18 protein-coding genes, 1 tRNA gene and 1 pseudogene are annotated in these 25,785 nt (G+C 38.1%); 7 read left to right on the forward strand and 13 right to left on the reverse strand.

The annotated features are described in order from the left end of the window. The 3 genes and pseudogenes from nrdA to yfaE all read left to right on the forward strand — a co-directional run. Nucleotides 1-1,485: pseudogene (gene nrdA / locus L654_RS01000000126125) on the forward strand (class 1a ribonucleoside-diphosphate reductase subunit alpha); the annotation flags it as partial. Nucleotides 1,486-1,550: 65 nt separating this feature from the next. Beyond that, complete coding sequence (gene nrdB, locus L654_RS0113965) at nt 1,551-2,681, forward strand: class Ia ribonucleoside-diphosphate reductase subunit beta (RefSeq protein ID WP_024608237.1); 1,131 nt, start codon at nt 1,551-1,553, stop codon at nt 2,679-2,681. Then, nucleotides 2,681-2,953, forward strand: a complete 273-nt coding sequence (gene yfaE, locus L654_RS0113970) for a class I ribonucleotide reductase maintenance protein YfaE (protein ID WP_024608238.1) — start codon at nt 2,681-2,683, stop codon at nt 2,951-2,953. Before nrdB ends, yfaE begins: the two co-directional genes overlap by 1 nt. A gap of 79 nt (nt 2,954-3,032) precedes the next feature. On the opposite strand, the gene pbpC is transcribed toward yfaE, so the two are convergent. From pbpC to L654_RS0113990, 4 genes are all read right to left on the reverse strand, one after another. After that, complete coding sequence (gene pbpC, locus L654_RS0113975) at nt 3,033-5,414, reverse strand: penicillin-binding protein 1C (protein ID WP_024608239.1); 2,382 nt, start codon at nt 5,412-5,414, stop codon at nt 3,033-3,035. Next, a complete protein-coding gene (locus tag L654_RS0113980) occupies nt 5,395-11,319 on the reverse strand; it encodes an alpha-2-macroglobulin (protein ID WP_024608240.1) in 5,925 nt (1,974 codons plus the stop codon). The genes pbpC and L654_RS0113980 overlap by 20 nt, the downstream gene beginning before the upstream one ends. Nucleotides 11,320-11,384: 65 nt before the next feature. Continuing rightward, nucleotides 11,385-11,978, reverse strand: coding sequence for a DUF1287 domain-containing protein (locus L654_RS0113985; protein ID WP_024608241.1), 594 nt, complete (start codon nt 11,976-11,978; stop codon nt 11,385-11,387). A gap of 27 nt (nt 11,979-12,005) precedes the next feature. Beyond that, nucleotides 12,006-12,479: a hypothetical protein gene (locus L654_RS0113990; RefSeq protein WP_024608242.1), complete on the reverse strand. Its 474-nt coding sequence runs from the start codon at nt 12,477-12,479 to the stop codon at nt 12,006-12,008. A 284-nt stretch (nt 12,480-12,763) separates the two neighbouring features. Here L654_RS0113990 and L654_RS0113995 point away from each other — a divergent pair, with 284 nt between their 5' ends. Further along, on the forward strand, nt 12,764-13,759 hold the full coding sequence (locus tag L654_RS0113995; protein WP_024608243.1) for an alpha/beta hydrolase: 996 nt from the start codon (nt 12,764-12,766) through the stop codon (nt 13,757-13,759). Nucleotides 13,760-13,895: 136 nt separating this feature from the next. On the opposite strand, the gene L654_RS0114000 is transcribed toward L654_RS0113995, so the two are convergent. Both L654_RS0114000 and L654_RS0114005 read right to left on the reverse strand, forming a co-directional pair. Continuing rightward, nucleotides 13,896-14,324 carry a hypothetical protein gene (locus L654_RS0114000; RefSeq protein WP_024590143.1) on the reverse strand — a complete coding sequence of 143 codons (429 nt, stop codon included), beginning with the start codon at nt 14,322-14,324 and terminating at the stop codon, nt 13,896-13,898. Between the two features lie 199 nt (nt 14,325-14,523). After that, nucleotides 14,524-14,703, reverse strand: coding sequence for a hypothetical protein (locus L654_RS0114005; RefSeq protein ID WP_024590142.1), 180 nt, complete (start codon nt 14,701-14,703; stop codon nt 14,524-14,526). 283 nt (nt 14,704-14,986) lie between these two features. Between L654_RS0114005 and L654_RS0114010 the strand changes: the two genes are divergently transcribed. Together L654_RS0114010 and L654_RS0114015 are read left to right on the forward strand one after the other, a co-directional pair. Then, nucleotides 14,987-15,376, forward strand: coding sequence for a YkgJ family cysteine cluster protein (locus L654_RS0114010; protein WP_024608244.1), 390 nt, complete (start codon nt 14,987-14,989; stop codon nt 15,374-15,376). A 215-nt stretch (nt 15,377-15,591) separates the two neighbouring features. Beyond that, entirely contained in the window at nt 15,592-17,928 is a 2,337-nt protein-coding gene (locus tag L654_RS0114015; RefSeq protein WP_024608245.1) for a TonB-dependent receptor, read from the forward strand. Nucleotides 17,929-18,298: 370 nt separating this feature from the next. Here L654_RS0114015 and L654_RS0114020 read toward each other — a convergent pair whose 3' ends face one another. The 7 genes from L654_RS0114020 to L654_RS0114050 all read right to left on the reverse strand — a co-directional run bounded on the left by L654_RS0114020 (nt 18,299) and on the right by L654_RS0114050 (nt 23,675). Then, on the reverse strand, nt 18,299-18,919 hold the full coding sequence (locus L654_RS0114020; protein ID WP_007586200.1) for an FKBP-type peptidyl-prolyl cis-trans isomerase: 621 nt from the start codon (nt 18,917-18,919) through the stop codon (nt 18,299-18,301). 69 nt (nt 18,920-18,988) lie between these two features. Further along, a complete protein-coding gene (locus tag L654_RS0114025; protein WP_024590139.1) occupies nt 18,989-19,375 on the reverse strand; it encodes a hypothetical protein in 387 nt (128 codons plus the stop codon). 52 nt (nt 19,376-19,427) lie between these two features. Further along, a tRNA-Ser gene (locus L654_RS0114030) sits at nt 19,428-19,518 on the reverse strand. Between the two features lie 158 nt (nt 19,519-19,676). Then, nucleotides 19,677-20,054 (reverse strand): hypothetical protein, encoded by a 378-nt coding sequence (locus L654_RS0114035; protein ID WP_007582705.1) that lies wholly within the window; start codon nt 20,052-20,054, stop codon nt 19,677-19,679. Nucleotides 20,055-20,257: 203 nt separating this feature from the next. Continuing rightward, nucleotides 20,258-20,806, reverse strand: a complete 549-nt coding sequence (locus tag L654_RS0114040) for an NAD(P)H nitroreductase (protein ID WP_007582703.1) — start codon at nt 20,804-20,806, stop codon at nt 20,258-20,260. 130 nt (nt 20,807-20,936) lie between these two features. Continuing rightward, on the reverse strand, nt 20,937-21,620 hold the full coding sequence (locus L654_RS0114045) for a DoxX family protein (RefSeq protein WP_024608246.1): 684 nt from the start codon (nt 21,618-21,620) through the stop codon (nt 20,937-20,939). A gap of 93 nt (nt 21,621-21,713) precedes the next feature. Further along, the gene (locus L654_RS0114050) at nt 21,714-23,675 is read right to left on the reverse strand and encodes an NADPH-dependent 2,4-dienoyl-CoA reductase (protein WP_024608247.1); all 1,962 of its coding nucleotides are present in this window, start codon (nt 23,673-23,675) and stop codon (nt 21,714-21,716) included. A gap of 219 nt (nt 23,676-23,894) precedes the next feature. On the opposite strand from L654_RS0114050, the gene sppA reads away from it, so the two are divergent. After that, nucleotides 23,895-25,760, forward strand: a complete 1,866-nt coding sequence (gene sppA / locus L654_RS0114055) for a signal peptide peptidase SppA (protein ID WP_024590136.1) — start codon at nt 23,895-23,897, stop codon at nt 25,758-25,760. Nucleotides 25,761-25,785 lie beyond the last annotated feature (25 nt).

Here is a 25,785-nt window from a genome sequence, read left to right on the forward strand (position 1 = left end):
TAGCCATATTCGTAACGGCGAAGCGTACCACACAGGTTGTATTCCTTTTTATAAGCACTTTCAAACAGCTGTTAAAAGTTGTTCGCAAGGTGGTGTACGTGGCGGCGCTGCAACATTGTTCTACCCGCTTTGGCATTTAGAAGTAGAAAACCTACTTGTACTTAAAAATAACCGTGGTGTAGACGACAACCGCGTTCGTCACCTTGATTACGGCGTACAGTTTAATAAACTAATGTACTCTCGTTTAATTAAAGACGACTACATTACGTTATTTAGCCCATCAGATGTGCCAGGCCTTTACGATGCATTTTTTGAAGATCAAGCTGAGTTTGACGCGCTTTACGTAAAATACGAACAAGACGAATCGATTCGTAAAAAGCGCATTAAAGCGATTGAGCTTTTCTCTATGTTTGCGCAAGAGCGTGCAAGTACAGGTCGTATTTATTTACAAAATGTGGACCACTGTAATACACACAGCCCGTTCATTGCTAAAGTTGCGCCTATTCGCCAATCTAACTTATGTTTAGAAATTGCATTGCCAACTAAGCCACTTAATAACGTAAATGACGAAGAAGGCGAAATTGCCCTTTGTACACTGTCTGCGTTTAACTTAGGTGCAATTGAATCACTAGATGAGCTTGAAGAGCTAGCTGAACTTGCAGTACGCGCACTTGATAACTTACTTGATTTCCAAGACTACCCAGTACCGGCTGCNATGCAACTATGGGTCGTCGAACGTTAGGTATAGGCGTGATTAACTACGCATACTACCTAGCTAAAAACGGTAAGCGTTATTCAGATGGCAGCGCAAATGCACTGACTCATAAAACATTTGAAGCGATTCAATACTACTTGATGAAAGCATCAAACGAGCTTGCTAAAGAGCGTGGTGCCTGTCCTAAGTTTAACGAAACAACGTATTCACAAGGCATTATGCCAACAGATACGTACAAACGTGATTTAGATAAAATTTGTGATGAGCCACTTCATCTTGATTGGGATACACTACGTGCAAATATTAAAGAGCACGGAATGCGCAACTCAACACTAAGTGCGTTAATGCCATCAGAAACATCGTCGCAAATCTCTAATGCAACAAATGGTATTGAGCCACCACGTGGACATATTAGCGTTAAAGCAAGTAAAGACGGTATTTTAAAGCAAGTTGTTCCTGAGTATGAGCGTTTAAAAGATCAATACGAGCTACTGTGGGACATTCCATCAAACGATGGTTACTTGCAGCTTGTTGGTATAATGCAAAAATTTGTAGACCAAACAATCTCTGCAAATACAAATTATGATCCAAACAAGTTCGAAGGCGGTAAAGTACCTATGCAAGTCTTATTAAAAGACTTACTAAGCGCGTACAAACTAGGTGTTAAAACCTTGTACTACCACAATACTCGTGATGGTGCCTCAGATATGCAAGAAGATACTCCAGAAATGGAAGATGATGATTGTGAAGGCGGCGCGTGTAAAATATAACTGCTGATTTTTATTTTAAGCGGGCATTTAGCCCGCTTTTTCTGATAGTTTTTTGAGTGATAAACATGTCTTATACTACTTTTAGCCGAAACCATAATAACCAAATGCAAGAGCCAATGTTTTTTGGCCAAACTGTAAACGTATCTCGTTACGACCAACAAAAATACCCAATTTTTGAAAAATTAATCGAGAAGCAACTGTCTTTCTTTTGGCGTCCTGAGGAAGTAGATGTAAGTAAAGACCGTTTAGACTTTCAAGTGTTACCCGATCACGAAAAGCATATATTTTTAAGTAACCTAAAATACCAAACTTTACTTGATAGCGTACAAGGTCGTTCGCCAAACGTTGCCTTACTTCCTATTGTATCGCTACCAGAGCTTGAAACATGGATAGAAACGTGGGCATTTAGTGAAACGATTCACAGCCGCTCATACACACATATTATCCGTAACGTAACACAAGCACCTGAACTTATTTTTGATGACATTGTTAGCAACGATAAAATTAGCGAACGTGCTGATGCCGTAACTAAATACTACGACGACTTAATCAACTCTGTATCGCTTTACAATTTATACGGTGAAGGCAAACACGAGATTAACGGTAAAACTGTTATCGTGAATTTGTTTGAGCTTAAAAAGAAACTTTACCTGGCTATGATGTCGGTAAATATTCTTGAAGCGATTCGATTTTACGTAAGCTTTGCATGTTCATTTGCGTTTGCTGAGCGTGAACTAATGGAAGGTAACGCTAAAATAATTAAACTTATTGCACGCGACGAAGCACTTCACCTTTCGGGTACTCAGCATATTTTAAACATTATGCAAGACGGTAAAGATGACCCAGAAATGGCGATTGTTGCAGCCCAGTGCCGCGACGAAGCTATTAAAATGTTTGTTGATGCTGCAGAGCAAGAAAAAGAGTGGGCTGAGTATTTATTTAAAGATGGTTCAATGATTGGCTTAAATAAGCATATTTTATGTCAGTACGTTGAATACATTACTAATGCACGTATGACTGCCATTGGCTTGCCAGCACAGTTTGAAAATAACAGTAACCCTATCCCATGGATAAACTCGTGGTTAGTGTCTGATAACGTGCAAGTAGCACCTCAAGAAGCAGAAATTAGCTCATACCTTGTTGGTCAAATAGACTCTCAAGTTGATGCATCAGAATTTGGTGATTTTGATTTATAATGAGTAACAAGTCTACTGCAAGCATAACGCTTGCAGAAAACAGCCAGTGTATAGAATTTACCGCTGGCTGCCCTTCTCTTTTACACTGCTTAGAATCCATGAAAATAGACGTCGCATTCCAATGCCGCGAAGGTTACTGCGGCGCCTGTAGAGCAACGTTAGTGTCAGGTAGTGTTGAATATAACGAAGAGCCACTTGCGTTTGTGCGCGAAGGCGAAATACTGTTGTGCTGCTGTAAACCCAATGGCAACGTAAGTATTAATTTAAAGTAGTCTAAACGCTAAATACAGCTTATAAACGCCAATCTAATTGTTTAATACCAGATAACTAGCTCTTTAGCTTATTTACATATCACTGAACGAGCTTTACACGCATTGAAACTGATGCGCTACGCCCTAAATTATCAACCACTCTTACGTCAAATTCGCCTACTTGCGGGTGCCAGAAAAAAGGCGTATCTCGCTCTACTTTACCAACAAAGCTGTTATCTACAAACCAATATAAAATACGTGAATCTGTATCTGTGATTGCGCTAAAAGGCAGGCCTTCTTGCTTCAATTTACTGGCTCTTATCGTGTAGCTAATTAAATTACTCGGGGATGTAATACTCGGTGCTGAGCCTCGTGTACTCGTGTCATTAATTAAGCATGAATCTAAATAAGGTGGAGGCTGGCGTTTAACAATGCCTGCTTGTTTAAATAATCTGACTAAGTCTGATGGCCAAAATTCATAAACTGCCTTTGTAGTTGTAGATTCAACATACTGACAAGCACGTAATCCCGATACTTTATCAATATAAATTTCACGATGTACATCGGACACTTTAATTGGCGACTTACCTGGAATAAAAAGCCCTTTTTCTGTTTTAGGGCAATGCACATTAGGTAAATCACCTGTTGTTGTACAAATATCTACTTCTGTAATATTTAAACCACTTGGTTTTATATTGCCTTTGATTAAGCCGTAACTATCTAATGAACGTATTATTTCAAAAAATAAAGGCGCGGCTGCTTGTCGCCCAATAAAAGATGGGTGCCCTTCTCCTGAGAAATTGCCCACCCATGTAGCTAAAACATACGGACCAACAATACCTACTGACCATGCATCGCGAAAAGCAAATGAAGTACCTGTTTTCCAATATACAGGATATGATTGTCTTCTTTCTTTTTGAAATGAGATCTCATCAACTGCACTGTTTTTACTTAGCATTTGTAAAGTCAGGTAGGCTGCCTCTGGGCTGATGAGTTGCTTGATATGATTGTTTTGATTATTTGGGTTGTTTTCGTTAATAACAGTGGCGTCTTTTTTTAATATAACTTCATCCTTATACACCCCTAAATTAGCTAACATAGCGTATAACTTAACGAGCTCAAGCATCGTTACTTCACTGCCGCCCAGCGCAAGCGCTAAACCATAAAATTCTTTGGGCTGAAGCTTTTTAACATCGGCTGCAACGAGTAAATCGTATAGCCCAACTTTTTGTAAGCGATACATCAAATTAACAGCAGGCACATTACGGCTCAGCACTAGCGATTCAGTAGCCGATATAGGCCCTAAAAACTGCTGATCGTAATTCTCTGGTGTATATCCTCCAAAGCGTTTGGGGGCATCTTTTACAAGCGTTAATGGATGAATTAACCCTTCCTCTATAGCAAGCGCATAAATAAATGGTTTAAGGGTTGAACCTGGTGAACGTTTAGCTCTTACACCATTTACTTGACCGCTAATGTCATTATTAAAAAAATCCACAGAGCCTAATTCAGCAACTACTTCCATAGTGTTATAATTTAGTAAAATAGTAGACGTATTACTGAGCCCGTCTCTATGCCTGCGATTAATGTAATTTTTTGCATGGCGCTGAAGTAAGTTTTGTAAATTAAGGTCTATCGACGTTTTATATTCTCCAGGCTTTAGGTGCGGGTACTCGCTTTGTAAATTATTAATAAAATGTGGGGCTTCAAAAGGCAAGTCTGAAGAGGCATATACCTTTATCGGTAATTGCATAGGTGCTAGCCAGTGTTTATCGTCTGGGTACTTTTCAAGCCAACGAGTAAACAGTTTTTTTCTTGTTTCTAGCAATACCAGTTTAGCCGATTTTTTAATGGGATTTCGTTTGGTTGGGTTTTGCGGGATTAAGCTAAGTAATAATGACTCAGGTAAATTAAGATCAATAGCTGGTTTCTTAAAATAAATTAAACTGGCTGCACCAACACCTTCAATATTTGATCCATAAGGCGCTAAGTTAAAATACGCCTCGAGTATTTGGTTTTTACTGTAGTGTCTCTCAATTTGTAACGCTCGAAGTATTTGTTCTACTTTTCCAAAAATAACATGCGTGTTCATCCCAAAGTGCAACCGGGCTACTTGCATTGTTATTGTTGACGCACCGACTCGGTGACTTCTTTTAATATAGCTAGTATAAAACGCATTTATTAAAGCAATAAAATCGATACCAATATGCTCATAAAAGTCTTGGTCTTCATACAGTAAAGTAGCTTGTTGAACGCTCAAAGGGATTTTATCTATTGGCGTCCATAATCTATATCTATCGTCTGCGGCTAAATTTAAACGAAGTAATTTATCACTGCTATCGTAAAAAGCCGTTGAGTAAGCATTGGGCTGGGTAATATCAGGCTTTGGAGTAAATAAATACAACAGCACTGCAAGCAGTGCTGTTGTAAAAAAAGCCGTTTTTATTATAAAACTAAGCTTTTTATTTAGCGGCGGTAACATCAAAACGACCCGATTTTGAGTGCGCTTTAATACTTAAATCATACATAGATTCAGCATAAGCCGATGGCACTACAAAGCTGCCAGATGCAGTAGCCTTAACTTTGTAAGTAAGCTCAGTCATGCTATCGCCAAAGCTGCCATACAATATAACGCGATCCTCTCGTATATCTTTATAATCAGAGGTCCAGCGATTATAACTATTGCGAACGCTGTCTCTGAGTACTTCAAACCCACCAGGTAGTAAATCAATAACAGCAACATCCGAAATATTTTTACCCGTTGTACTACGCACTCGTAATACAACGTTTAGTTCTTGACCTTGAACAGCGGTGGTTATCACATTACCTTTATCGTCTTGGTATTCTCTGACAACTTCTAAACCATTACTTAATGACTTTTGTGGCACGTTTGTATCAAAACCAGCTTGGCTCATCATGTAAAATGAGCGAGGTGGCGCTAATACATCAAGCGTTTTAACGTCATTTAAAAACGAGGCTTTAGGATAAGGTGTATAGGTTACGTCTAATGCCTTTTTTTCTGCCATTGTCGTTGTTGCCATTATTTTTACATCTTCAGGCTGGGCTTGTGATAACGCAACTTTTGAGTATGCCGTCATAGCAAGTACAGACCAAGCAGACGACAACGTGTTGTAGTCTGCTTTAAAAATAGGGTCAACGACATTAAACAAATCATCTTTAGTTAACTGCTTTAAGCGAGCAGGAAAATGTTTTGATAACAAATAAATATACTGTCCGTCGTGAGCTAAACGTGAGTCGTAAGCGCCCCAATTATCGTGTTGGGTATCTTGCCCAATTTTATAGCTATTGATCAGTGCTTGCGCTTTATCGCTTGCACGTAATAGCTGATAAGTTGCGCCCATAAACGCGGACGTTATATCTTGTTGCCATACTTTGCTATTACTCGCATTTACACTTTTTTCTAAATCAGATAAGTAATTAGTTGTTACCTCACCTTGTCGTGTTAGCAAATAAATAGCATAAGCGCGGTTTCTGTCATTCGTCTCTAAAGATCCGCTCGCTATACTGCGCACACCTTCAAAACCACTGCTCCACATATCATAAGGTATTGCTACGCCCGCTTCTTTTGCATCTAATAAAAAATGCATAACATAAAGAGAAGAATAAATAGATGCACTAGAATTACCCGGCCATAACATAAATCTGCCATCAGGTAACTGACGTTGACGAAGGGTATCTATTAAGTTGTTTATACGCTCATGTTTATAAGATACATCGCCCATATAACTCGGGTGTTCTAAATAACTCAGCACCGGAAACACACTACTCACTACCTGCTCGGTACACATATGAGGAAAGTTATCTAAATAACTAATAAGACCATCAACAAGCGCTAACGGGCTTTGTGAAGCGGTAATATTATTTTGTGATAAGTTAGGATATAGCTGTCTCGAAACCGCTATTTCTTTTTTACCTGATTCACTAAAGCCACTTTCAAAGCTACTAACAAATACAACCGCAGGGCGCACACTTAACGTTGCCGTGCGTTGGCTAACATTGTCACCCGATAACGCAGTAAATGTAATTGACGCAGCGCCAAGCTTATCAAGCACTTTCACTCTAAACGTTAATGTGTCTTCTGATTTTTCATCAATATTTAGCGTTAATTTTTTATCGCTTATTATTTCAATGTTGCTTGAAGTAAGCGCTTCTACCGTAATTAGCAGTTGTTTACCTGAATCCTCAACGCCATTAGCAATACCAAGTACAATATTAAACTCATCGCCTGGTGCTGCTGTCGTTAATACATTAGGAGTTAATACAAAGGGCCCTTTCACAAGTGTTGTACTTTCTTTAACACCAGCACCCTCGTCATTTACGGCAATAGCAATTACACGTACCTGACCTGCAAAAGTATCTGGGATAGTAAACGTATGTTTTTTCGTTTTAGCATCAGCCGATAAAATACCAGACCAAAATGCGACTGGTTTTTGTACCTTACGAGAAAACGGGTTAAGTTGCTTGCTCTTGCGGTTCATTGCCATTGAGTCAGCATAACCACCACCCGCAGCTGCAAGCTCTTGCACTAGTTTAAATTCAGGTAAAATAAGATCAACAATTTGCATAGTACCGACTTCTAAAGCACGTTTTTGTAAGAAGTGATTTAACGGCTTTGGCGTCCGATAATTCGCCACTTGTAAAATACCTTCATCTACAGCAAATAACAGAACACGTGAAGGTGATTTGGCACTATATGAAATGACTAAATCGTCACCTGGTTTTACTTTATCAGGTATGTTTACGTCAAAATCTATTGCGCGTTTACTACGTTCAATCGCAAATGGTTTGACTGCGTAGCTTAATGGACTTGTAAATATTTCTTTCGATTCAAGGCTTCGAACAAATGAAACATTAACATAGGCATTGCCTTCTATCCCTTGAGGTAACGTTATTGTTTGTATGCTACTTGTTGTTTTACTCTCAAACCATTTAAAAGCGTGTACTTTATTGGTTTCAATTGTAATTAAACCCGAGCCAACATAAGGCGCTACAATACTTATTTCGATTGTTTCGCCAGGTTTGTAATCCGGTTTATTTAATTGAACTTGCAGTTCAGCATTTTTTTCAAGCTTACCCGCTAAATTACCCGTGCCGATTATCGTAAACGATACCCTACTAACGGTATTCCCTTTGCCATCAACGAGTTCTATTAAGTAATCACCTGGTTCAGCAGTGGGTAATTCGTAGTTTGCGCCATCTTGTTTAATGTAAAACGGATTGCTTGATACCTGTTTGTTTTTTCTAACCGATTGGTACTTATAAGTGCCGTTATTTTGTTGCACCAACGTAGACACATATTGTTGTTCTATTAAATTTAGCGATAAATCATCACGAGCTACTTGCTCAGTTTCTGAATTAATATTAATAAATTTTACAACACGTTTTGACTCTTTTGATATGTAGCTTAAATCGCCATCGGCTTTATAACCAACTAATTGCTCAACTGGCGAAACAAGCACCGAACTGCTTGCGCGAACACTTTTACCACCGCCTTCTTCATACCCTTGAACTGTAAAATTTAACTGATAAGTACCTGCCTCATAGCGGGTTAAGTCAATATCAAATTCTGCCTTGCCTTGTTCATCAGTTTTGGTTTCGGTTAATGATTCATAACTGTGTCTAATATTTTTTCCTTCACTGTGGGGATCAGAAAACACATAATCTTTGTATTCATTAAAGTAAAAACCAGCTGGAGATAAATGTAAATCAGCAGTAACACGTCTATTTTGAGCAGGTGTACCAAATAAGTTTTGAAGGCTCACCAATGCTTTAAATTTTGAGCTGTTTACCCACCCCTTTGCAGATGATTGAGAAAATTGACTACTAATTTTCAATCTATCTGGTACAAACTCTTCAACTTTAAACTGAGTACTGCCTAATTGGTCGCGGCTATTATTATTTTTAATAAGTTGGACCGATACATAATACGTTCCGGTATTGGCGCTATTTTGTGTTTTAAAGTCAAAATCAAGCAATCCATACTTATCTAAGCTCACTCGTTTATTATAAACAGTTGTCCCTTTAGGATCGGTAATTATAAGTTCAAGCGGTATATCGCCCAGTTTTGCAAAGTTTTGTTGCTTAACAATCGTGGCAAGTTTAACACTATCGCCTGGTCGATAAATTCCACGGTCAGAAAAAACAAACGCATCTATTTTATTACTACCACTGAGCCCAGAACTTACACCGCCGGTATCAAACCGAGAGTAGTTAACCATTCGAGCATAGCGATTATAAGGAATAAAAGACATGTCACTTTTAGTTTCGACTACAAAAGCAACGGGAGTTTGATCATCAGTAAACCACGTTGTGTTGTCGAAAAATGAGTGCCCCTCAGAATCTGTTTTAGCATTTAAAATAACTAATCCGTTTTTACCCAATAACGACACCTTCGCTTTTGCTACCGGTTTTCCTGTTTCAATAGATTGGACAAATATATCGCGAGATCCATCTGCATTATTTTTTACCAAAATACCTAAATCAGTAATAAGGATAAGTCGTTTTTCTTGGGGTCCATATACGTAATTATCTTCTGTATTTAACGCTTGAGCATTTATAAAAAATAAGCCTAAACCAACTGACTCATTATACTTACTACTCAAATCAATAGATGAATAGACCGCTTTTTTAGGGTGCTCCGATTTTAAATTAACTCGTCTGGTAAAAATTGAACTTATGTTTTCTTCTGTAAAGTAATAATTATTAAATTCTGGATTAGAAATATCACCACTGGTTTGACTTATAAGGTGGTTAATTTGATTGGCTTCTACCCTACCTACTTTAACTTGAAGTGCGTTTACACCGCGGGTCAAAAATGACAATTTATGATCGCCATTTTTTGATAATATAGACCCTTTAGACATAATATTTACTTGTGTCGGATAAGCCGGCGTATCTAAAATAGTGTCGTATTTATTCACCATCGTAAACTCACCCGTCGACTTTAATCCCTTATCAATCGCGATATAAACTTGCTGGTTTTGAGGGGCGTCAAACGTAAAACTGTGTAACTTAGTTGTATCTTGCGCGGTAGGAATCGCATTTAACTTAACTTTTTGAGATTGCTTAAGCACTGCATCAGTAACTTCTCGTGGGCTACTGAAGTACTTATAATTACCTTTTGAATCTTTAGCCGGTAATACGTAAGCAATCGTTTTACTAACCACATCTTGCGATGAAATATCATCTGTGAAGTCTAAAACAAGTGTTTGTTCGGGCTCCCCTTGCGTATTTTTTACCATCAACACATTGGCCGTATTTACTCTAAAAAAGCTATTTACACTTGGGATCAACACGGCGTCTTTAATCTCTTCTGTTGTTTGAGAAGGACCCATAACCGGCTTTACACCGTTATTAAGAACAAAATACAGATAGCTTTCGGTATCTTGAATACGTATTTGCTCTGAAGTAATGTAAATCTCTCGTTGATGCTTGTCGTAAGTAACATCAAATTTATATTGTGCGAGTTCGTTCTTGCCATCTTGCTCAAGTGATTGAGTCAGCTTTAAATTATTTTTTATGGTGCTTATATCTGTTGGGTGAGTCGCTTTTAATGTTGCAACCACCTTGTGACTTTTTTTAACGTTAGGATCTTGATAAAAAGCGAGCGAGCTTAGTGTTAATTCAAAGTTGGGAGTTTTAAATACATGCTCATTATCGCTTAGATGTATATCACTTTTAAAAATAGATGAATCAAAACGTACCTTATATTCTTGCCCTGCTGACCAATCTTGTTTTGGGATAAATTTAAGCTGGCTTTCACTATTCCAAGACCACTCACCAATTAGCTCAGGCGTGACTTTTATACCTGTGGGAATCACTTTGCCAACAAGCGCAAGCTTTGCGACAGAGTAAGACACTACATCCGTGTTTTCTACATCATCTAAAACGGGAGTAAAATCAATATAAAGCGGTTCAGGGTTTAAAACTTCAGATAAAGTGGTAACAGCAGGTGTAGAGTGAGTTGCTTTGTAACTAATTGGCTGTGGTAAGGAAAGAAAAAAACAATAGCCTGCTATAATTAATATCAACATTAGCACGGCGCTAAAAAATGCTGTTTTGCGCTCTTTAGCAAACCTAAGCACATTATTTATAGCAGTAATTAACCATTTCGGTTTATGCCAAATAATGACACCAAATACATTTAAAATAACAAAAAATGTGGTCAGTAAAACCCACACACTGCCAACTGTTTTTTCGGTTACATTTACGTTGCCAAGTAAGCTTGCAACCAAACTAAACAAACCCGTTCCTATGGCTGAAAAAGCAATACTCATAAATAAACTAGCTATTTTGGGAGCGAGTTTACTTTGTTTAAGATTAACCTCTTTTGGGTTAGCCTCTTTTGAATCGGTTTTTGTATTCACGTTCAAAATCCTTTTTCTTTATACTGCAATATCAATAAATGAGAGAACTCATACTTATAATCTGGTTATTTATATTCTTGTGGGACGAAACGGTAATGCCCCGTAATTTTAAAATCGAAAAGCATGTCGCTTTTTTCAGGTCCTCGACCAATATTATGAACAATTAATGGATTCCCTGTGTCTTTTGCTAACTCATTCACAACCATACCAATATGCGGCAAATTACCTGGCAGCATCCACGTTACAATGTCACCCGTTTTATAGTCGTTCACGTTACTTGATTTAGCGAGCACTTGGCCATGATTTTTAAAGTAAGCCTGTAAGTTTGGCACACGGCGGTGGTCTATATTTTTATCCGGTTTGGTTAAACCCCAAATATGCTTAGAGGGATATAGCTCAAAGCTTTTTAACATGTCCTCATGCACAAGCTTTTGCAAATCAATACCTAAAAGTCGATATGATCGAATAACTACATCGGTACACACCCCTACATTAGCGGGCACATCGCCACCCGGATAAGCAATAGAGCGATAAGACCCATCGTAGGTAACGTTATGTGTTGTTCTTTCAAGTAACGCAGCCACAATATCGTCATCAAACGATGCCGCATAGGCATTTACACTAAGTAAGCTCAGTAAAAAAACAGTAAAGCGTGTCATATGCAATCCTTTGAAAATGTTAATTAACTACAACGCTTGAACCACGAGTTTAGGCACGTTTATTTTCTTGCCATTATTTGTAAAGTGCTTATCAAGACCATACGCCATGACTTCAAGTGGCGCAGCTGCATAACCAACCTGCTGAATTTCGGTTATGTAACGCAACATAAAAGCCTCGGCGCCAAGTTCACTCCATTGGGCTACGTGAACAAGTTCATGAAAATGCACAGCTAAATTATCAGCTACGTAAGGAAGCATGTAATAAGTGTTTTTGTATGTAGTACCTGCGGCATCCATGTCAATAAAATCGTCTAATCCCATTTCACGCAAAAAAGGAAAGTTAGGTTTGGGTATTTCATCGACAATAACGTAAAAGGCATTTTTTAAAAATTCGGTAGGATAAAACCCATTAAACTCACTGGCAAATTTTTCACAGCTAATTCTTTGGTTTTTGTATTTAATATTTGTTGCATCAATCCATTGTTCTATTTGTTCGAGCACGTCCTTTCTCCAAAATACTCACTTAGCATTGTATAAATGTTGTAAGCCAACAACTCAATTGTAACAAAAGTAAATTAACGAATCTCTTTTTAAAGTACAAAAAGCTGCTAAAAAAACACTTACCCTCTAATCAACTATATATTTGGTAATGTGCTTTAAAAACACAGGTATTGTTACTGTGTCCTTATTAGTAGTAACTTGTAATTATTAACTGAATACAATTGTGTAAATAACGGGTCTGGTAAATTAATAAAGCGTCATTACCAAAAATAACGAGTTTACTTATGCACCCAGATATACAAAAAAATCTTAAAGTAAAACCTGCTCACATCGTCTCATTAATTGTGTTTTTATTAGTTTCAATGTCTACACTTACCGCCAAAGTATATGCAGCTGATGCTGTATGGCCTTCAAAAACCACTTACAAATATGCAAATGTAAACGGTAAAAAGATATTTTACCGAGAAGCTGGCATCCAGCATAAGCAAACCATTGTGCTTTTACATGGCTATCCGTCGTCTTCACACAGCTACCGAGAATTGATCCCGCTTTTATCAGGTCGTTATCATGTAATTGCACCCGATTATTTAGGCTCAGGATACAGCGAACGCCCAAACCCAGAAACTCAAAAATATACTTTTGAATTACTAGCTCAATACGTTGAAGGCTTACTAACAACGCTTAAAGTAAAGCGCTACAGCCTATATATACAAGACTTTGGAGCACCTGTAGGCTTTAGAATGTTGTTAAATAACCCTAATAAACTTGATGCACTTATTGTACAAAATGGTAATGCGTATTTGGAGGGGCTAACCTTAACGAGGCAAGCGTTTTTTAAAGCCGCGAATGAAGATAGTTCGAAAGCTCAGCAAGATAAAATTTATTCGTTCACATCCGAGCAAGCCATTATTAATAAGCAGTATTTACGAGACGTACAAAGTAACCCAGAAGTGATGAGCCCAGATAGCTGGACGCATGATCTTCACTTTTTACAAACCAAAGCCGATAGAGTAATTCAAGTGCAATTGCTACAAGATTACTACAACAACCTTCTCGACTATCCAAAGTGGCAAGCTTATTTACGCAAGTACCAACCACCAACGTTAATTGTATGGGGTAAAAACGATCCTGCGTTTATAGCCGCAGGCGCTAAAGCATACTTAAAAGATATACCGAACGCTGAACTGTATTTACTCGATTCAGGGCACTTTAGTGTTGAAGAAAAACCAGTAGAAATTGCAAAGTACATTATCGATTTTATGAATAAGCTAGCTCAATAGTAAGCCTTTTCTTTTGGTTTAGTATTTATAGCGAACATAATAAAGCGCTGAGGGTATAAACCATCAGCGCTTTATTAAGCTCAAGTTAAATCCACAAAAATCACATTTAATATGGATAAGTTATGCTTTTATGTATTTAACCTTCTTCTTCAATAAGCGACTCTAGTAGGTCGTGTATTTCAGCTTTAAGCTCTTTGTCTTCAATTTTATTGGCGCTGACTTTAGCATTTTGAAGGTTTTTAATAGCTTCATCTTTTTGGCCAAGCTCAAGCTGTAATGTAGCCATTGAAAAAGAAACCGACGACATGTGATCTTTGTTATTAATCGCAATCGACTTCTCTAATGCTTTTTCGTAAGTAGTAATTGCCTCTTCTAACTCTTCGGTAAAATCAGCTAAGGTTTCCCATTGTACAGGGTGATCTTTTGAGGTGTTTTCGTTTTCAATACAAATAGCTTTTAATTGAGCAAATAACGACTCAAACTTTTCACGGTTATTTTTGTTAGCCGCCGCCATTAAGTCTTCTGCTAGATCATGTACCGCTTTATATATTTTTGTATTCATCATCACTGGTTATCCTTTAATGCAGCTAAACTCATTTACTCACTCAATTTAGCTAAAATGTATCATTACAGTCATTATAAAACGTATTTAAACAACTGATTTATTTAATTTGGTGTATAGCGTAATAATACATTAATAATGAACATCGCGTAGGCGTTAAACACTCTGTGATTAAACTTTATCGCAATTACTCTTGGTAAACTTACACGCTGAATAAACTTGCAACCCAATCCAATGTAAAAATGGTCGTAAACACTTTAAGTGCAATGACAACTGAAAATAATAGGATGATTGCCGCTTTAGCTTTGCTACTTTTAAGATTGTTCCAATACAATAACTTTGCATTAAATTCTGTTTTTAACTTAGTGACAGCCTCTTTCATAATAACGCCCTGCTTAGGTATCTGCGCTCAGCAACATTTAACAATCACACAGTTGCTCAAGCGGGGTTTGTAACATTTTCGCTACCTTTAGAGTAAACCATTAAATAAAGCCTGTACTATATAAAATGTAACAAGGGGTTTTAACTTAAGTTATTGTATCTAACTATTGTTTACACACCCAAAAATTAAAGGATGGGTAAATTCAGTAGAGCGTTAATAATAAATTTGGTGCTACACTAATAACTAACTTAAATTCGTTAACAGCCAACTAAATTAGCCAATTATGAAAGAATGCAACCAGTGTGGTAAATGCTGTATTAAATATGGCGGCGGCGATTTAAGCGCAACAAAAGAAGAAATAGATTTATGGGAGCTTTTTAACCCCGAAATTTATGAATACGTTAAAAACAACGAAATTTGGTTTGACCCAAAAACAGGCTTAAGACTTCAAGTGTGCCCATTTTTAGAAATTGCGCCTAAAAAAGATCCTCTCGCTAAATATATGTATACCTGCAGTATTTACCTCGACCGCCCAGAAGACTGCCGCCACTACCCTAGCCTTATTTCAGAGATGATCCGTGACGAATGCGAAATGATTGAATCTGTAGATATAACAAATCAGACAAGAGCGCAGCATAAACTAGATGCGATAATGATAGATAGCCGCTATTAAATACATAGATTTACCGGCTAGCGCTATGAGTTCTTCGGTCAAATAGATAAGTTTCCTATTCACAAACCTATTATTTGAATTTTTATAATATTGGCTTAATCGTCATTTTTTGATTATTCATCGCAAAACACAAAGTTATACTATAACATTGTTGATTCGTTAATTTTGCGGTGTTATATTATATCACAACATAATAACCACGAACCAATATATCCATGACAAAGTTAACATTAATCTCCTCTGCTATTTTTTCTGTTTTATGTTCTCAATCAGCTTTGGCTGCAACCGTTACTGGTAAAGTAATGGATGATAAAAATCAACTAATTAAAAATGCCTCTATCCATGTCCATGGCAAAAACCAAAGCGTTAAAAGTAATGATTTAGGCGAGTTTGCTATCGATATAGATGCAAACAGCCAATTACATATTAGTAAAGACAACTACATAGACTCTCGTATTACTGTTACCGAATCTTCAAATAATCTGTCTGTGTCACTTAAACCAACATCGGTTGAAACAGTGGTTGTTTATGCCTCTGCACTTCATAAGAACAGCCTAGAAATGATATCGCCAGTAAGCGTGCTCTCAGGTGATGAATTAAGAAATAAATCTAAACCAACACTTGGCGAAACTCTTAAAGGTTTACCAGGCGTAAATGCAAGTTACTTTGGCCCTGTATCATCAAGCCCAATTATTCGTGGTTTAGATGGCCCTCGCGTTAAAATCACACAAAATGGATTAGATGCCAGCGATGCGTCGCGTATTGGCCCAGACCACGCGACATCAAGCGACAGCCTAGCGGCAGAACAAATTGAAGTGTTGCGCGGTCCAAGTACCCTACTTTATGGCTCTGGTGCAATTGGTGGCGTTGTAAACGTGGTTGATAACCGTATTCCTACTAGCAACATCGACGAGCTTACAGGCGCTGCTGAATACAGCCACGATACGGTGTCAAATTCAAACACCGTAGCTGCAAAACTTGAAACAGGTAATGAAGGCTTTAACTTTCATTTTGATGGTACCAAGCGCAGCGGCGATGATTACCAAACACCTACCTTTACTATTGCCCACGATGATGGCGATGTTGAAACCGAAAGCTCGGTAGAAAATACTTTTATTGATAGCGAAACACTCAACTTTGGTACCAGCTATGTTGGCGATCACTTAACGATTGGTTTTTCTTACGGTAGCATTGATACTGATTACGGTATTCCTGGGCATGAGCATCATCACGATCACGAAGGTGAAACTGAAGAAGAGCCAGTTTACGCACATTTAGAGCAAGATCGCTGGCAAGGGCTTGTAAGTTACGCACTGCATAATAACTGGATTGAAACCATCAACCTACGTGTTGGCTATACAGATTATTCACACAGCGAAATTGAAGATGGCGAAATTGGTACTACTTTTAAAAATAAAACGACTGAAGCGCGTTTAAATGTAGAGCATAAATTTGCTGATTGGCACGGAATGATGGGCTATCACTATAGCGACTCTGACTACGATGCAATTGGTGAAGAAGCATTTACACCCGCGAGTGTAACTACAACTAACGCATTATATTTACTTGAAGAGCGTAAATTTGGCGACGTGACAATAGAGCTAGGTGCACGTATAGAAGATTACAAAATTGAAAGCCAAATCACGGCACACGAGCATAGCCACGATGAAGTAGAAATAGATCATAGCGACGAAGAAACTATTGGATACAATAAAAGCTTTACCAATTTAAGCGCCTCTGCCGGTGCCATTTGGCAGTACAAGCCAGGTCATAGTATTGCGACAAGTATTTCTCATTCAGAACGAGCACCACTTTCGGCAGAGCTTTTATCAAACGGTTTACACATTGCAACTGGCACTTATGAGCTAGGTCTTGGTTACAACATTGAAGATAATGAAGCGCATTTTGAGCCAGAAAATATTAAGCAAGAAACCTCAACAAACCTAGATTTGAGCTTTAGACGTTTTAGCGGAGACTTTGGTTACACCGTTAACTTTTTCTATAACGATATTAAAAACTTTTATTTCCAAGAAAATACGGGTTTGGTTTACGATGAAGAAGATGGTTTAGAATCAGCTATTGGTGCACATGACGATGCTGTTGCGGTTTATCAGTTTACAAGTAAAGACGCAGAGCTTTATGGAATTGAGTTTGACGCACATTACCAAGTAACCCCAAGCGCTATGGTTAAAGTATTTGGTGACTCAACTCGTGCAAAACTAAAAGACGACGAAGGTAACTTACCGCGCATCCCTGCCAATAAATTAGGCTCTGAGTTACAGTACGATTTAGGTGACTTACAACTAACACTGACGGGTACTCATTACTTTGATCAAAACGATGTAACTGCATTTGAAACAAAAACGGACGGCTATACGTTATTTGATGCACAAGCTAATTACCAATTAGGTTTAGGCGGTGTAGATGCACAGCTGTATATAAACGTGGATAACATTACTGATGAGTTAGGTTTTGTGCATAGCTCATTTATTAAAGATAAAGCCCCACTACCTGGCAGAAACTTCCGCTTTGGTGTTCGTGGTTATTTTTAATAGCTAAAAAATAGCTCTTTAGATTATATATTTCAAAACCGCATTTTATTAATGCGGTTTTTTATTTTTAGAATATATAATATCAACACGCAGTAATACTTAATCGATTTGAAGGATTAAACCTGACGCTAACTGCGTTAAGAATTTCTGATATACGGCTGCATAGATGCGGAAGTAGAGCAATGCAGGAGCAATTAGTGATAACAACTAAACAACGAAATTTTTGCCCTGTTATCGACACAATTTTCTTAGCGAAAAACAGATCACTTAATTAAGCTAATTGGTATAAAACTCTTAAATTACAAACACAAAAAAGCCGTATTCAAATTGAATACGGCTTTTTAAATTCTTAAACTAAAATTTATTTAATTTAAGAAATGATTTCGTGTAGCTCAACATCAAATACAAGCGTTGAGAAAGGTGCGATTGCAGCACCTGCGCCACGTTCACCATAAGCAAGCTCATGAGGAACGTAGATACGCCATTTAGTACCTACAGGCATCATTTGTAATGCTTCAGTCCAGCCTTTGATCACGCCACCAACTGGAAATTCAGCTGGTTGACCGCGCTCGTATGAGCTATCAAACACAGTACCGTTAATAAGTGTACCGTGGTAATCAACACGTACTGTAGACTCAGCTGTTGGCTTTTCGCCTTCGCCAGTTGCTAGTACTTCGTATTGAAGACCAGACTCAGTTACTGTGATTTCAGGACGTTTTGCGTTTTCTTCTAAGAATGAAATACCTTCTGCAGAAAGTACTTTAGACTCTTCTTCACGACGAGCTTGAATCTCTTCGTTTATTTTTTCAAATGCAGCTTGGATCTCAGGGATCTCAACTTGAAATGCGCTACCAGCGTACGCATCTTTCATGCCTTCAAATACTGAATTTAGGTTTAAGCCTTCAAAAGGATTAGACTTAAGTTGCTCACCCATTTGTAAGCCAATACCGTAACTTGCTTTTTCAGCATCTGTAGTAAAATTATCTGACATAATGTGTTTTTCACGTTTTGTTAGTTAAAAGACGCGACTATGCTATCACAAAATAAACCGCGTTTGGGGCTAGTTTTTGCTGAGTTTTAGCTTAATTAGGCCAACAATATAACTACAAAGCGGCAAACTGAATAAAATTCCAACAAGTAGAGGCATTGTTAGTAATCCTGATTCGCCAAACAGTAAAAATGGCACTACAAGCAGCCCTATACAACCAATAAAAACAGAGCCAATAACTGGCCAATGCTTATCGTATTTGGTAATAAGATGGGCAGCTAAAACATTAAAACCAACACCATAAATTAAACCGGTAATTAATGGATACTCTGGTTGAGCGTCTATAGCCATTTTTACTAATAAGCTAATAGCACTTTGATAGCAGTAACCAAATACCGTCCATAATAAAAGATGTTTTATTAATTTCTGCGAGGTTGGTAGGTTTGTTGCTTTAGTCATTTAGAAACTCCACAAAGCAAAAAACCGCCCATAAGGCGGTTTTTTTAAATAATGGTGGAGAGATAGGGATTTGAACCCTAGATGGGCTATAAACCCATGCCGGTTTTCAAGACCGGTGCATTCGACCACTCTGCCATCTCTCCGCACGGCGCGAATAATATGGCTAAATACATAACTTGTAAAGAGCTAAATAGAAATTAATATAAAATATTAATTTATTGGGTGAAATACATCCACTTTGTTATTTTATTAAGCTATTCACTTTAATAAAAGTGTAGTTAATGGACTAAAGTTAAACGCATTAATAATATTGTTTTGGTCTGCGAGCAATCCAAGAACAAATTAAACAAGCCAATATACTCAGTGCAGTAAAGGTAACGCCTTGAAAAATTAAATCAAATCGATTTAAATCATCACTTGGTACTACAACAAACATAAAAGCTGGTAGCACACTAAGCGATAAAACGTAGCAACATACTTTAAATGCACGCCCAAAGTCGAAACGTTTGGACTGGTGCATCCACCATGTTAACAACACAAGCATGCCCATTGCTGAACCGGCTATAAAATGTGATGCATTTGTGCTCATTGCAACATACAGTGTTACAAAAGCACCAATGATTCCCCAAATTGACCATGCTAGCCAATTCTCTTTTTCACGTAAAAATAAATTTCCCATAGTTTTCGTCTTCTTTATCGTTATTTTTATTAAGACTTTCCATAATGTATCAAAAAACAACCGATTAAAAAACAAACTGAAGAAGATTTAGTAAATTTAGTGCTTCCAAGCGCTTCTTACAGCCAAGTCATTAACTTTTAAATAATACTCTTTGTAACCTTAATGAATTATGACTATGTAAGTTGCGCAAAGTTCATACTATTTCACAAATTACTAAAATAGTTTTCTGGCTTATGGCGAGGCGACTTTTTACAATCGACTTCGGGTGTACCTATATATAAATACCCTACTATTTCATCTTGCTCATGTAAGTTAAGCGCTTTTTTAACCGCGCTACTTTGTGCAAAGTAGCCTGTGCGCCAAACACCGCCTAACCCTTGGGCAAATGCAGCTTGTTGCATCGCTAATACACTACAGCCTGCGCTTTGTACTTGTTCTATTCGAGGAACTTTTGGGTGTTCTTGATATTTAGCAATTGCTATTACAATCATAGGCGCACGAAGGGGAAGCTCTTTAGCACGGTTAATTACTTTTTCTTCTTGTTGCTCTGCCACTGCACTTTGATGGTAAATTTCACCCAGTTTATTGCGTGCATCACCTTGAGCAACAATGAACTGCCACGGTGCTATACAGCCATGATCAGGAACACGTAATGCTGCTTGCTTAATTATGTCGAGCTGCTCAGGCGTAGGGCCCGGCTCTGTTAGTTTAGAGTCTGATTGGCGGGTAAGTAAAAGCTCGATAGCGTTCATAACGATTCCTCAAAATTCAAAACGCTAGAGTAACATTTAAACCCTTAAAAAATAAATACCGAGAAATTAAAATGCAAAACGGCCGCAAAGGGTTAAGCTATGCGGCCGTTAGTAAAGTAGATTAAATACGTTATTCTTTTACAATATTTCGCCTTAACCAGTAATCTATACTAACAAAACGCCCACCGCCCATAAAAAACAAGCTAAGAAGCATAGCAAAATAAATTGCCGAAAATTCTATACCGTTGTTTAAAATAGACGGCTTGCCCTTTTCGTATAGATAATCAGGAAACCCGTGTTCTTCAACTAAGCCACGAATTTTACCTATTCGGTCTTGTACTTCTAGTGAGTTTTCAAGGCTTTCTTTAGCGCCCGGAATTGATAACCAATCGAGCACTTGCGCAGCACTTGTTTCTGGATTAGTTGGTGCTATTGCAAACCAACCATTATGCCAATGCACTGAGGTTGCAGCGACAACCATTGTGAACATAAGTGGGATACTGACCAAGCGAGTTAAAAGGCCAACTAATAAAAACCAACCTCCTAAAAATTCACTCCAGCCAGCTAAAAAAGCTAGTAAGTCAGGAAACGGTAATCCTAAACCCCATTCATTATTACCAAACCATTGAACTACATCTGGAGATGCTAAAAAGTTATCAAAGAAACCTTCTGTCTCACCGCTTATAGCAAGTTTGTTATAACCTGCAATGATCATAACAGGGGCTAAAATCAAGCGAAATAGCAATGCAGGTAAACCATCTAAAAATGATAGTTTACCCAATATTGCATCATAAAGATTGGTTAGTTTATTCATGCGTATCCTGTGTGTTCACTGTTTATTAAGTTATAGACTATAAACAGCAAAGACCGCATGAATTGATAAACTATTTCAATTTATTTACAAAGGTTAAATACTTCTAGCGACCTGAAGTGCTTCAAAAATAGCGCGTTTAGCATCAATAGCTGCAGCTAGTTTAGCTCCGCCTATAACATGTACCTTTGCGTTATCTGTGTGATTTTCTAGCACTTCGTTGTTAGAAACCTGGCCAATACAGGCAATAACCGTGTCTACTGGCAGTACTTGAGTTTCACCAGCAACATTAATAGTTAGTCCGCTTTTATCAAAGCTTTGGTATTGGCAATCAGCAATTTGCTTAACGCCATGCTGCTTAGCAACTTGGCGATGTATCCAACCCGTTGTTTTACCAAGCTCGCTACCAAAACGACCCGCACTGCGTTTTAACATATACAATTGACGTTCATCTTTATGAGGTTGGGCTTCACACTCAATCCCCCATTGCGTTTTAAACTCGCTAATAGTTTGCGATTTATGTTCGCTTAAAAACGCAACCATATCAAAACCTATACCACCGGCACCTAAAATAGCAATTGATTTACCCAGCTCTACTTCGCCGCGTATAACTTCGTCATAAGCAAATACACGCTTATCATCGCTACACTTAATAGAGGCTTCACGCGGCCTAACGCCAGTTGCAAATACGATGTCATCATAGTTTTTAAGCATTGAATCGTCATAAGCTTTACCAAGCTCTACAGTTACTTTTAATCGCTCAAGCTCATTAGTGAAGTAAGTAAGAGTATGGTTAAAGTCTTCTTTACCTGGTATTTGCATAGCTAAATTAAATTGGCCACCCATTTGCGGTTTTTGGTCAATTAGCGTGACGTTATGCCCTTTTTGAGCCAAGTAACAACTTGCCGATAAACCAGCAGGGCCTGCACCGACTACTAATACATTTTTAGCTTTGGTTGCTTGCTCTAACGGGTAATCTAGCTCAAATGCAGCTTGTGGATTAACTAAACATGTAGCACGTTTATTTTTAAATACGTGATCTAGACAACCTTGGTTACACCCTATACAAATATTAATTTGCTTAGATTGATTATTTGCGTATTTATTAAAAAACTCTGGATCGGCAAGTAGCGGCCTTGCCATCGAAATTAAATCAGCCTCGCCTGCATTTAAAATATCGTTAGCAATTTCTGGAGTATTAATTCGGTTAACAGCAATAACTGGCACGCTCACCACGTCTTTTAAACGTTTTGATGCTTCTTTAAATGCACCTGGCGGCACCATACTCGCAATAGTTGGTACACGCGCTTCGTGCCAACCAATACCTGTGTTAAATATATCAACACCCGCTTTTTCAAGCTCGGTAGCTTGTATGACAACTTCCTCTGGTGTTGAACCGTTTGGGATTAAATCAATAACCGACAATCTAAAAATGATTAAGAATTGCTCAGATACTTTTGCTCTTACAGCTTTAACTATTTCAAGCGCAAGTCGCATTCTATTTTCTAGGCTGCCACCAAATTCATCTTCACGTTTATTGGTGTGCGGCGCCATAAACTCATTAATCAAATACCCTTCAGAACCCATAACTTCAACGCCATCGTAGCCAGCTTTTTCAGCCATATAGGCAGAGTGCGCAAAGTCTTTAATTGTTTTTTTAATCGAGCCAAGCGACATCGCTTTAGGTTTATAAGGATTAATAGGTGCTTTTATTGCACTTGGTGCTTGATTGAATGGATGGTACGCATAACGTCCAGCGTGTAATAATTGCAAACAAATTTTTCCGCCGTGTTTATGCACAGCATCTGTGTAAGCGCGGTGCTTAAATACATCGTAATAACTATTAAATGAAGATGAAATAGGTGTTAATTTGCCACGTAAATTAGGGCTGTATCCGCCCGTAATTAACATTGCAGTGCCGCCTTTTGCACGTGCTTCGTAAAATGCACGTAAGCGTTTGCGGTTATGCCATCCCTCTTCAAGGCCTGTATGCATTGAGCCCATCACTAAGCGGTTACGTAATTGTGTGTGTTTTAATTGTAATTGTTGTTCTAACATCTTGTGCCCCGTTAACTGGTCTAACCTGTATACATTAGCTAATTCTGCTTTAATGGCAAGTAATAAGCAATATGTGCCTTCATTTAATTAAAAAAAGCCATAAAAACATGTATTAATAGCACCTCATAAACACTTCGTTACGATTTAGCAGTTAAATTTATTTTTATTCTAGGCTAAGATGGAACTAATGTATTAACTGTACCAAATTAAGGAGCTATTTTGATAGCAAAGGTATTTAAAGGTATTTGGGCTGGAATTAACTTTTCTCGTCGTTTAATACTCAACATTCTGTTTTTATTACTGGTAATTGTTTTCTTAGTGTCACTCTCAAGTGACGACGATAAAATAATAGTTGAAAATGGCTCTGTGCTTAGGCTTAACCTAAATGGCCCTATTGTTGAAGAAAAAACATACATAGATCCGGTCGAAGCTGCAATTAGTGATGCAACTTCTGGTTCTGAAGCGCCAAGCGAAATATTACTCGACGATATTGTTGAAGTAATAAACGAAGCGACTAAAGACGATCGCATTACGGTGATGCTGCTTGATTTACAAGAAATGCCTAAAGCACATTTAAACAAACTTAAGCAAATTACCAATGCTATTGATGCATTTAAACAAGCTGGCAAAAAAGTGATTGCATCGGGTTATTACTATACCCAAGCACAATACTATATTGCATCACATGCTGATGAAATAGCTATGCACCCATACGGTAGCGTAGGTATTGAAGGTTACGGCATGTATCCGCTTTACTTTAAAGATGCACTTGAAAAGCTTGAAGTAACGCAGCATATTTTCCGTGTTGGTACATTTAAGTCAGCAGTAGAACCTTTCATTCGGAACGACATGTCTGAAGCAGCCAAAGAAGCTAACCGTGTTTGGTTAGGCGCTCTTTGGAGCGAATACAAACAAGATGTTGCTGCGGTTCGCCCATTTGATGAGTCAAATTTCGACGAGACAATGGACGTATACCTTGAAAAAATGAAAGCTGCAGATGGCGATGCAGGTAAATATGCACTTGACCACCAGTGGGTTGATTCTTTAAAAACAAATCAACAAGTTCGCAAACAATTAATTGATTTAGTTGGCGCACAAGAAGATGGCAAAACATTTAAGCAAGTTTCATTTCGTGAATACTTAAGCTTGGTTAAACCACCGATTGAATTTGATAACCCTATTACCGAAAAAGTCGCCGTTGTAGTTGCTAAAGGTACAATTGTTGATGGTGAGCGTAAAGCTGGAGAAATTGGTGGCGACTCTACAGCAGCCCTACTTCGTAAAGCACGCCTTGATGACAAAGTTAAAGCGGTCGTACTGCGCATTGATTCAGGTGGCGGTAGTATGTTTGCCTCTGAAGTTATTCGTGCAGAAGTATTAGCGCTTAAAGCTGCTGGTAAGCCTGTTATTGCCTCTATGAGCTCTGTAGCTGCATCAGGTGGTTATTGGATTGCCTCTGCTGCAAACGAAATCTGGGCAGCACCGAGTACTATTACAGGTTCAATTGGTGTATTTGGTACGTTTATGACATTTGAAAAAACCTTATCTAAAATTGGTGTTTATTCAGATGGCGTTGCAACAACCGAAATGGCTGGTTTTTCTATCACTCGTCCCCTAAACGAAAAAATGGGTCAAGTAATTCAGATGAGCGTTGAAGAAGCATACGGTCGCTTTTTAAACGTTGTCGCTGATGCCCGTAATATGACGCCTGAGCAAGTTGATAAAATTGCCCAAGGCCGCGTATGGATTGCATCTCAAGCACTTGAACTGGGTTTAGTAGACAAACTTGGTGATAAACAAGATGCTATAAAAGCAGCCGCAGCACTTGCAAAACTTAATCACTATGAAGTTAAAACTATTAAACAAGATTTAAGCTCGCAAGAAAAAATGATTCAAAACATTTTTGGTAACGCGTCTATTAAATCGATGCTTGGTTTACAAACACAAAAAACATCTGTGTTAGCAACGCAAGCTAACTTGCAAAGCGTTATTAACCAATTAAGTACTGAAGTTGAAAACCTTAAAGATTACAACGATCCACAAGGTGTATATGCACGCTGTTTAGTGTGTAACGTTGCACAATAAAAGTGCATAGTTTTACCTAATCAGC

The organism is Pseudoalteromonas sp. TAB23 (genome assembly GCF_000498075.1).
GTDB lineage: Bacteria > Pseudomonadota > Gammaproteobacteria > Enterobacterales > Alteromonadaceae > Pseudoalteromonas > Pseudoalteromonas arctica.

Excerpts from the sequence above, each read along its gene's own strand:
- L654_RS0114010 (WP_024608244.1), top strand. The coding sequence starts at position 14,987 with ATGAAAGAATGCAACCAGTGTGGTAAATGCTGTATTAAATATGGCGGC.
- L654_RS0113985 (WP_024608241.1), bottom strand. The coding sequence starts at position 11,978 with ATGACACGCTTTACTGTTTTTTTACTGAGCTTACTTAGTGTAAATGCC.
- L654_RS0114015 (WP_024608245.1), top strand. The coding sequence starts at position 15,592 with ATGACAAAGTTAACATTAATCTCCTCTGCTATTTTTTCTGTTTTATGT.
- L654_RS0114050 (WP_024608247.1), bottom strand. The coding sequence starts at position 23,675 with ATGTTAGAACAACAATTACAATTAAAACACACACAATTACGTAACCGC.
- nrdB (WP_024608237.1), top strand. The coding sequence starts at position 1,551 with ATGTCTTATACTACTTTTAGCCGAAACCATAATAACCAAATGCAAGAG.
- yfaE (WP_024608238.1), top strand. The coding sequence starts at position 2,681 with ATGAGTAACAAGTCTACTGCAAGCATAACGCTTGCAGAAAACAGCCAG.
- L654_RS0114040 (WP_007582703.1), bottom strand. The coding sequence starts at position 20,806 with ATGAACGCTATCGAGCTTTTACTTACCCGCCAATCAGACTCTAAACTA.
- L654_RS0114020 (WP_007586200.1), bottom strand. The coding sequence starts at position 18,919 with ATGTCAGATAATTTTACTACAGATGCTGAAAAAGCAAGTTACGGTATT.
- L654_RS0114035 (WP_007582705.1), bottom strand. The coding sequence starts at position 20,054 with ATGGGAAATTTATTTTTACGTGAAAAAGAGAATTGGCTAGCATGGTCA.
- L654_RS0114025 (WP_024590139.1), bottom strand. The coding sequence starts at position 19,375 with ATGACTAAAGCAACAAACCTACCAACCTCGCAGAAATTAATAAAACAT.
- L654_RS0113995 (WP_024608243.1), top strand. The coding sequence starts at position 12,764 with ATGCACCCAGATATACAAAAAAATCTTAAAGTAAAACCTGCTCACATC.
- pbpC (WP_024608239.1), bottom strand. The coding sequence starts at position 5,414 with ATGTTACCGCCGCTAAATAAAAAGCTTAGTTTTATAATAAAAACGGCT.
- L654_RS0114005 (WP_024590142.1), bottom strand. The coding sequence starts at position 14,703 with ATGAAAGAGGCTGTCACTAAGTTAAAAACAGAATTTAATGCAAAGTTA.
- L654_RS0114000 (WP_024590143.1), bottom strand. The coding sequence starts at position 14,324 with ATGATGAATACAAAAATATATAAAGCGGTACATGATCTAGCAGAAGAC.
- L654_RS0114045 (WP_024608246.1), bottom strand. The coding sequence starts at position 21,620 with ATGAATAAACTAACCAATCTTTATGATGCAATATTGGGTAAACTATCA.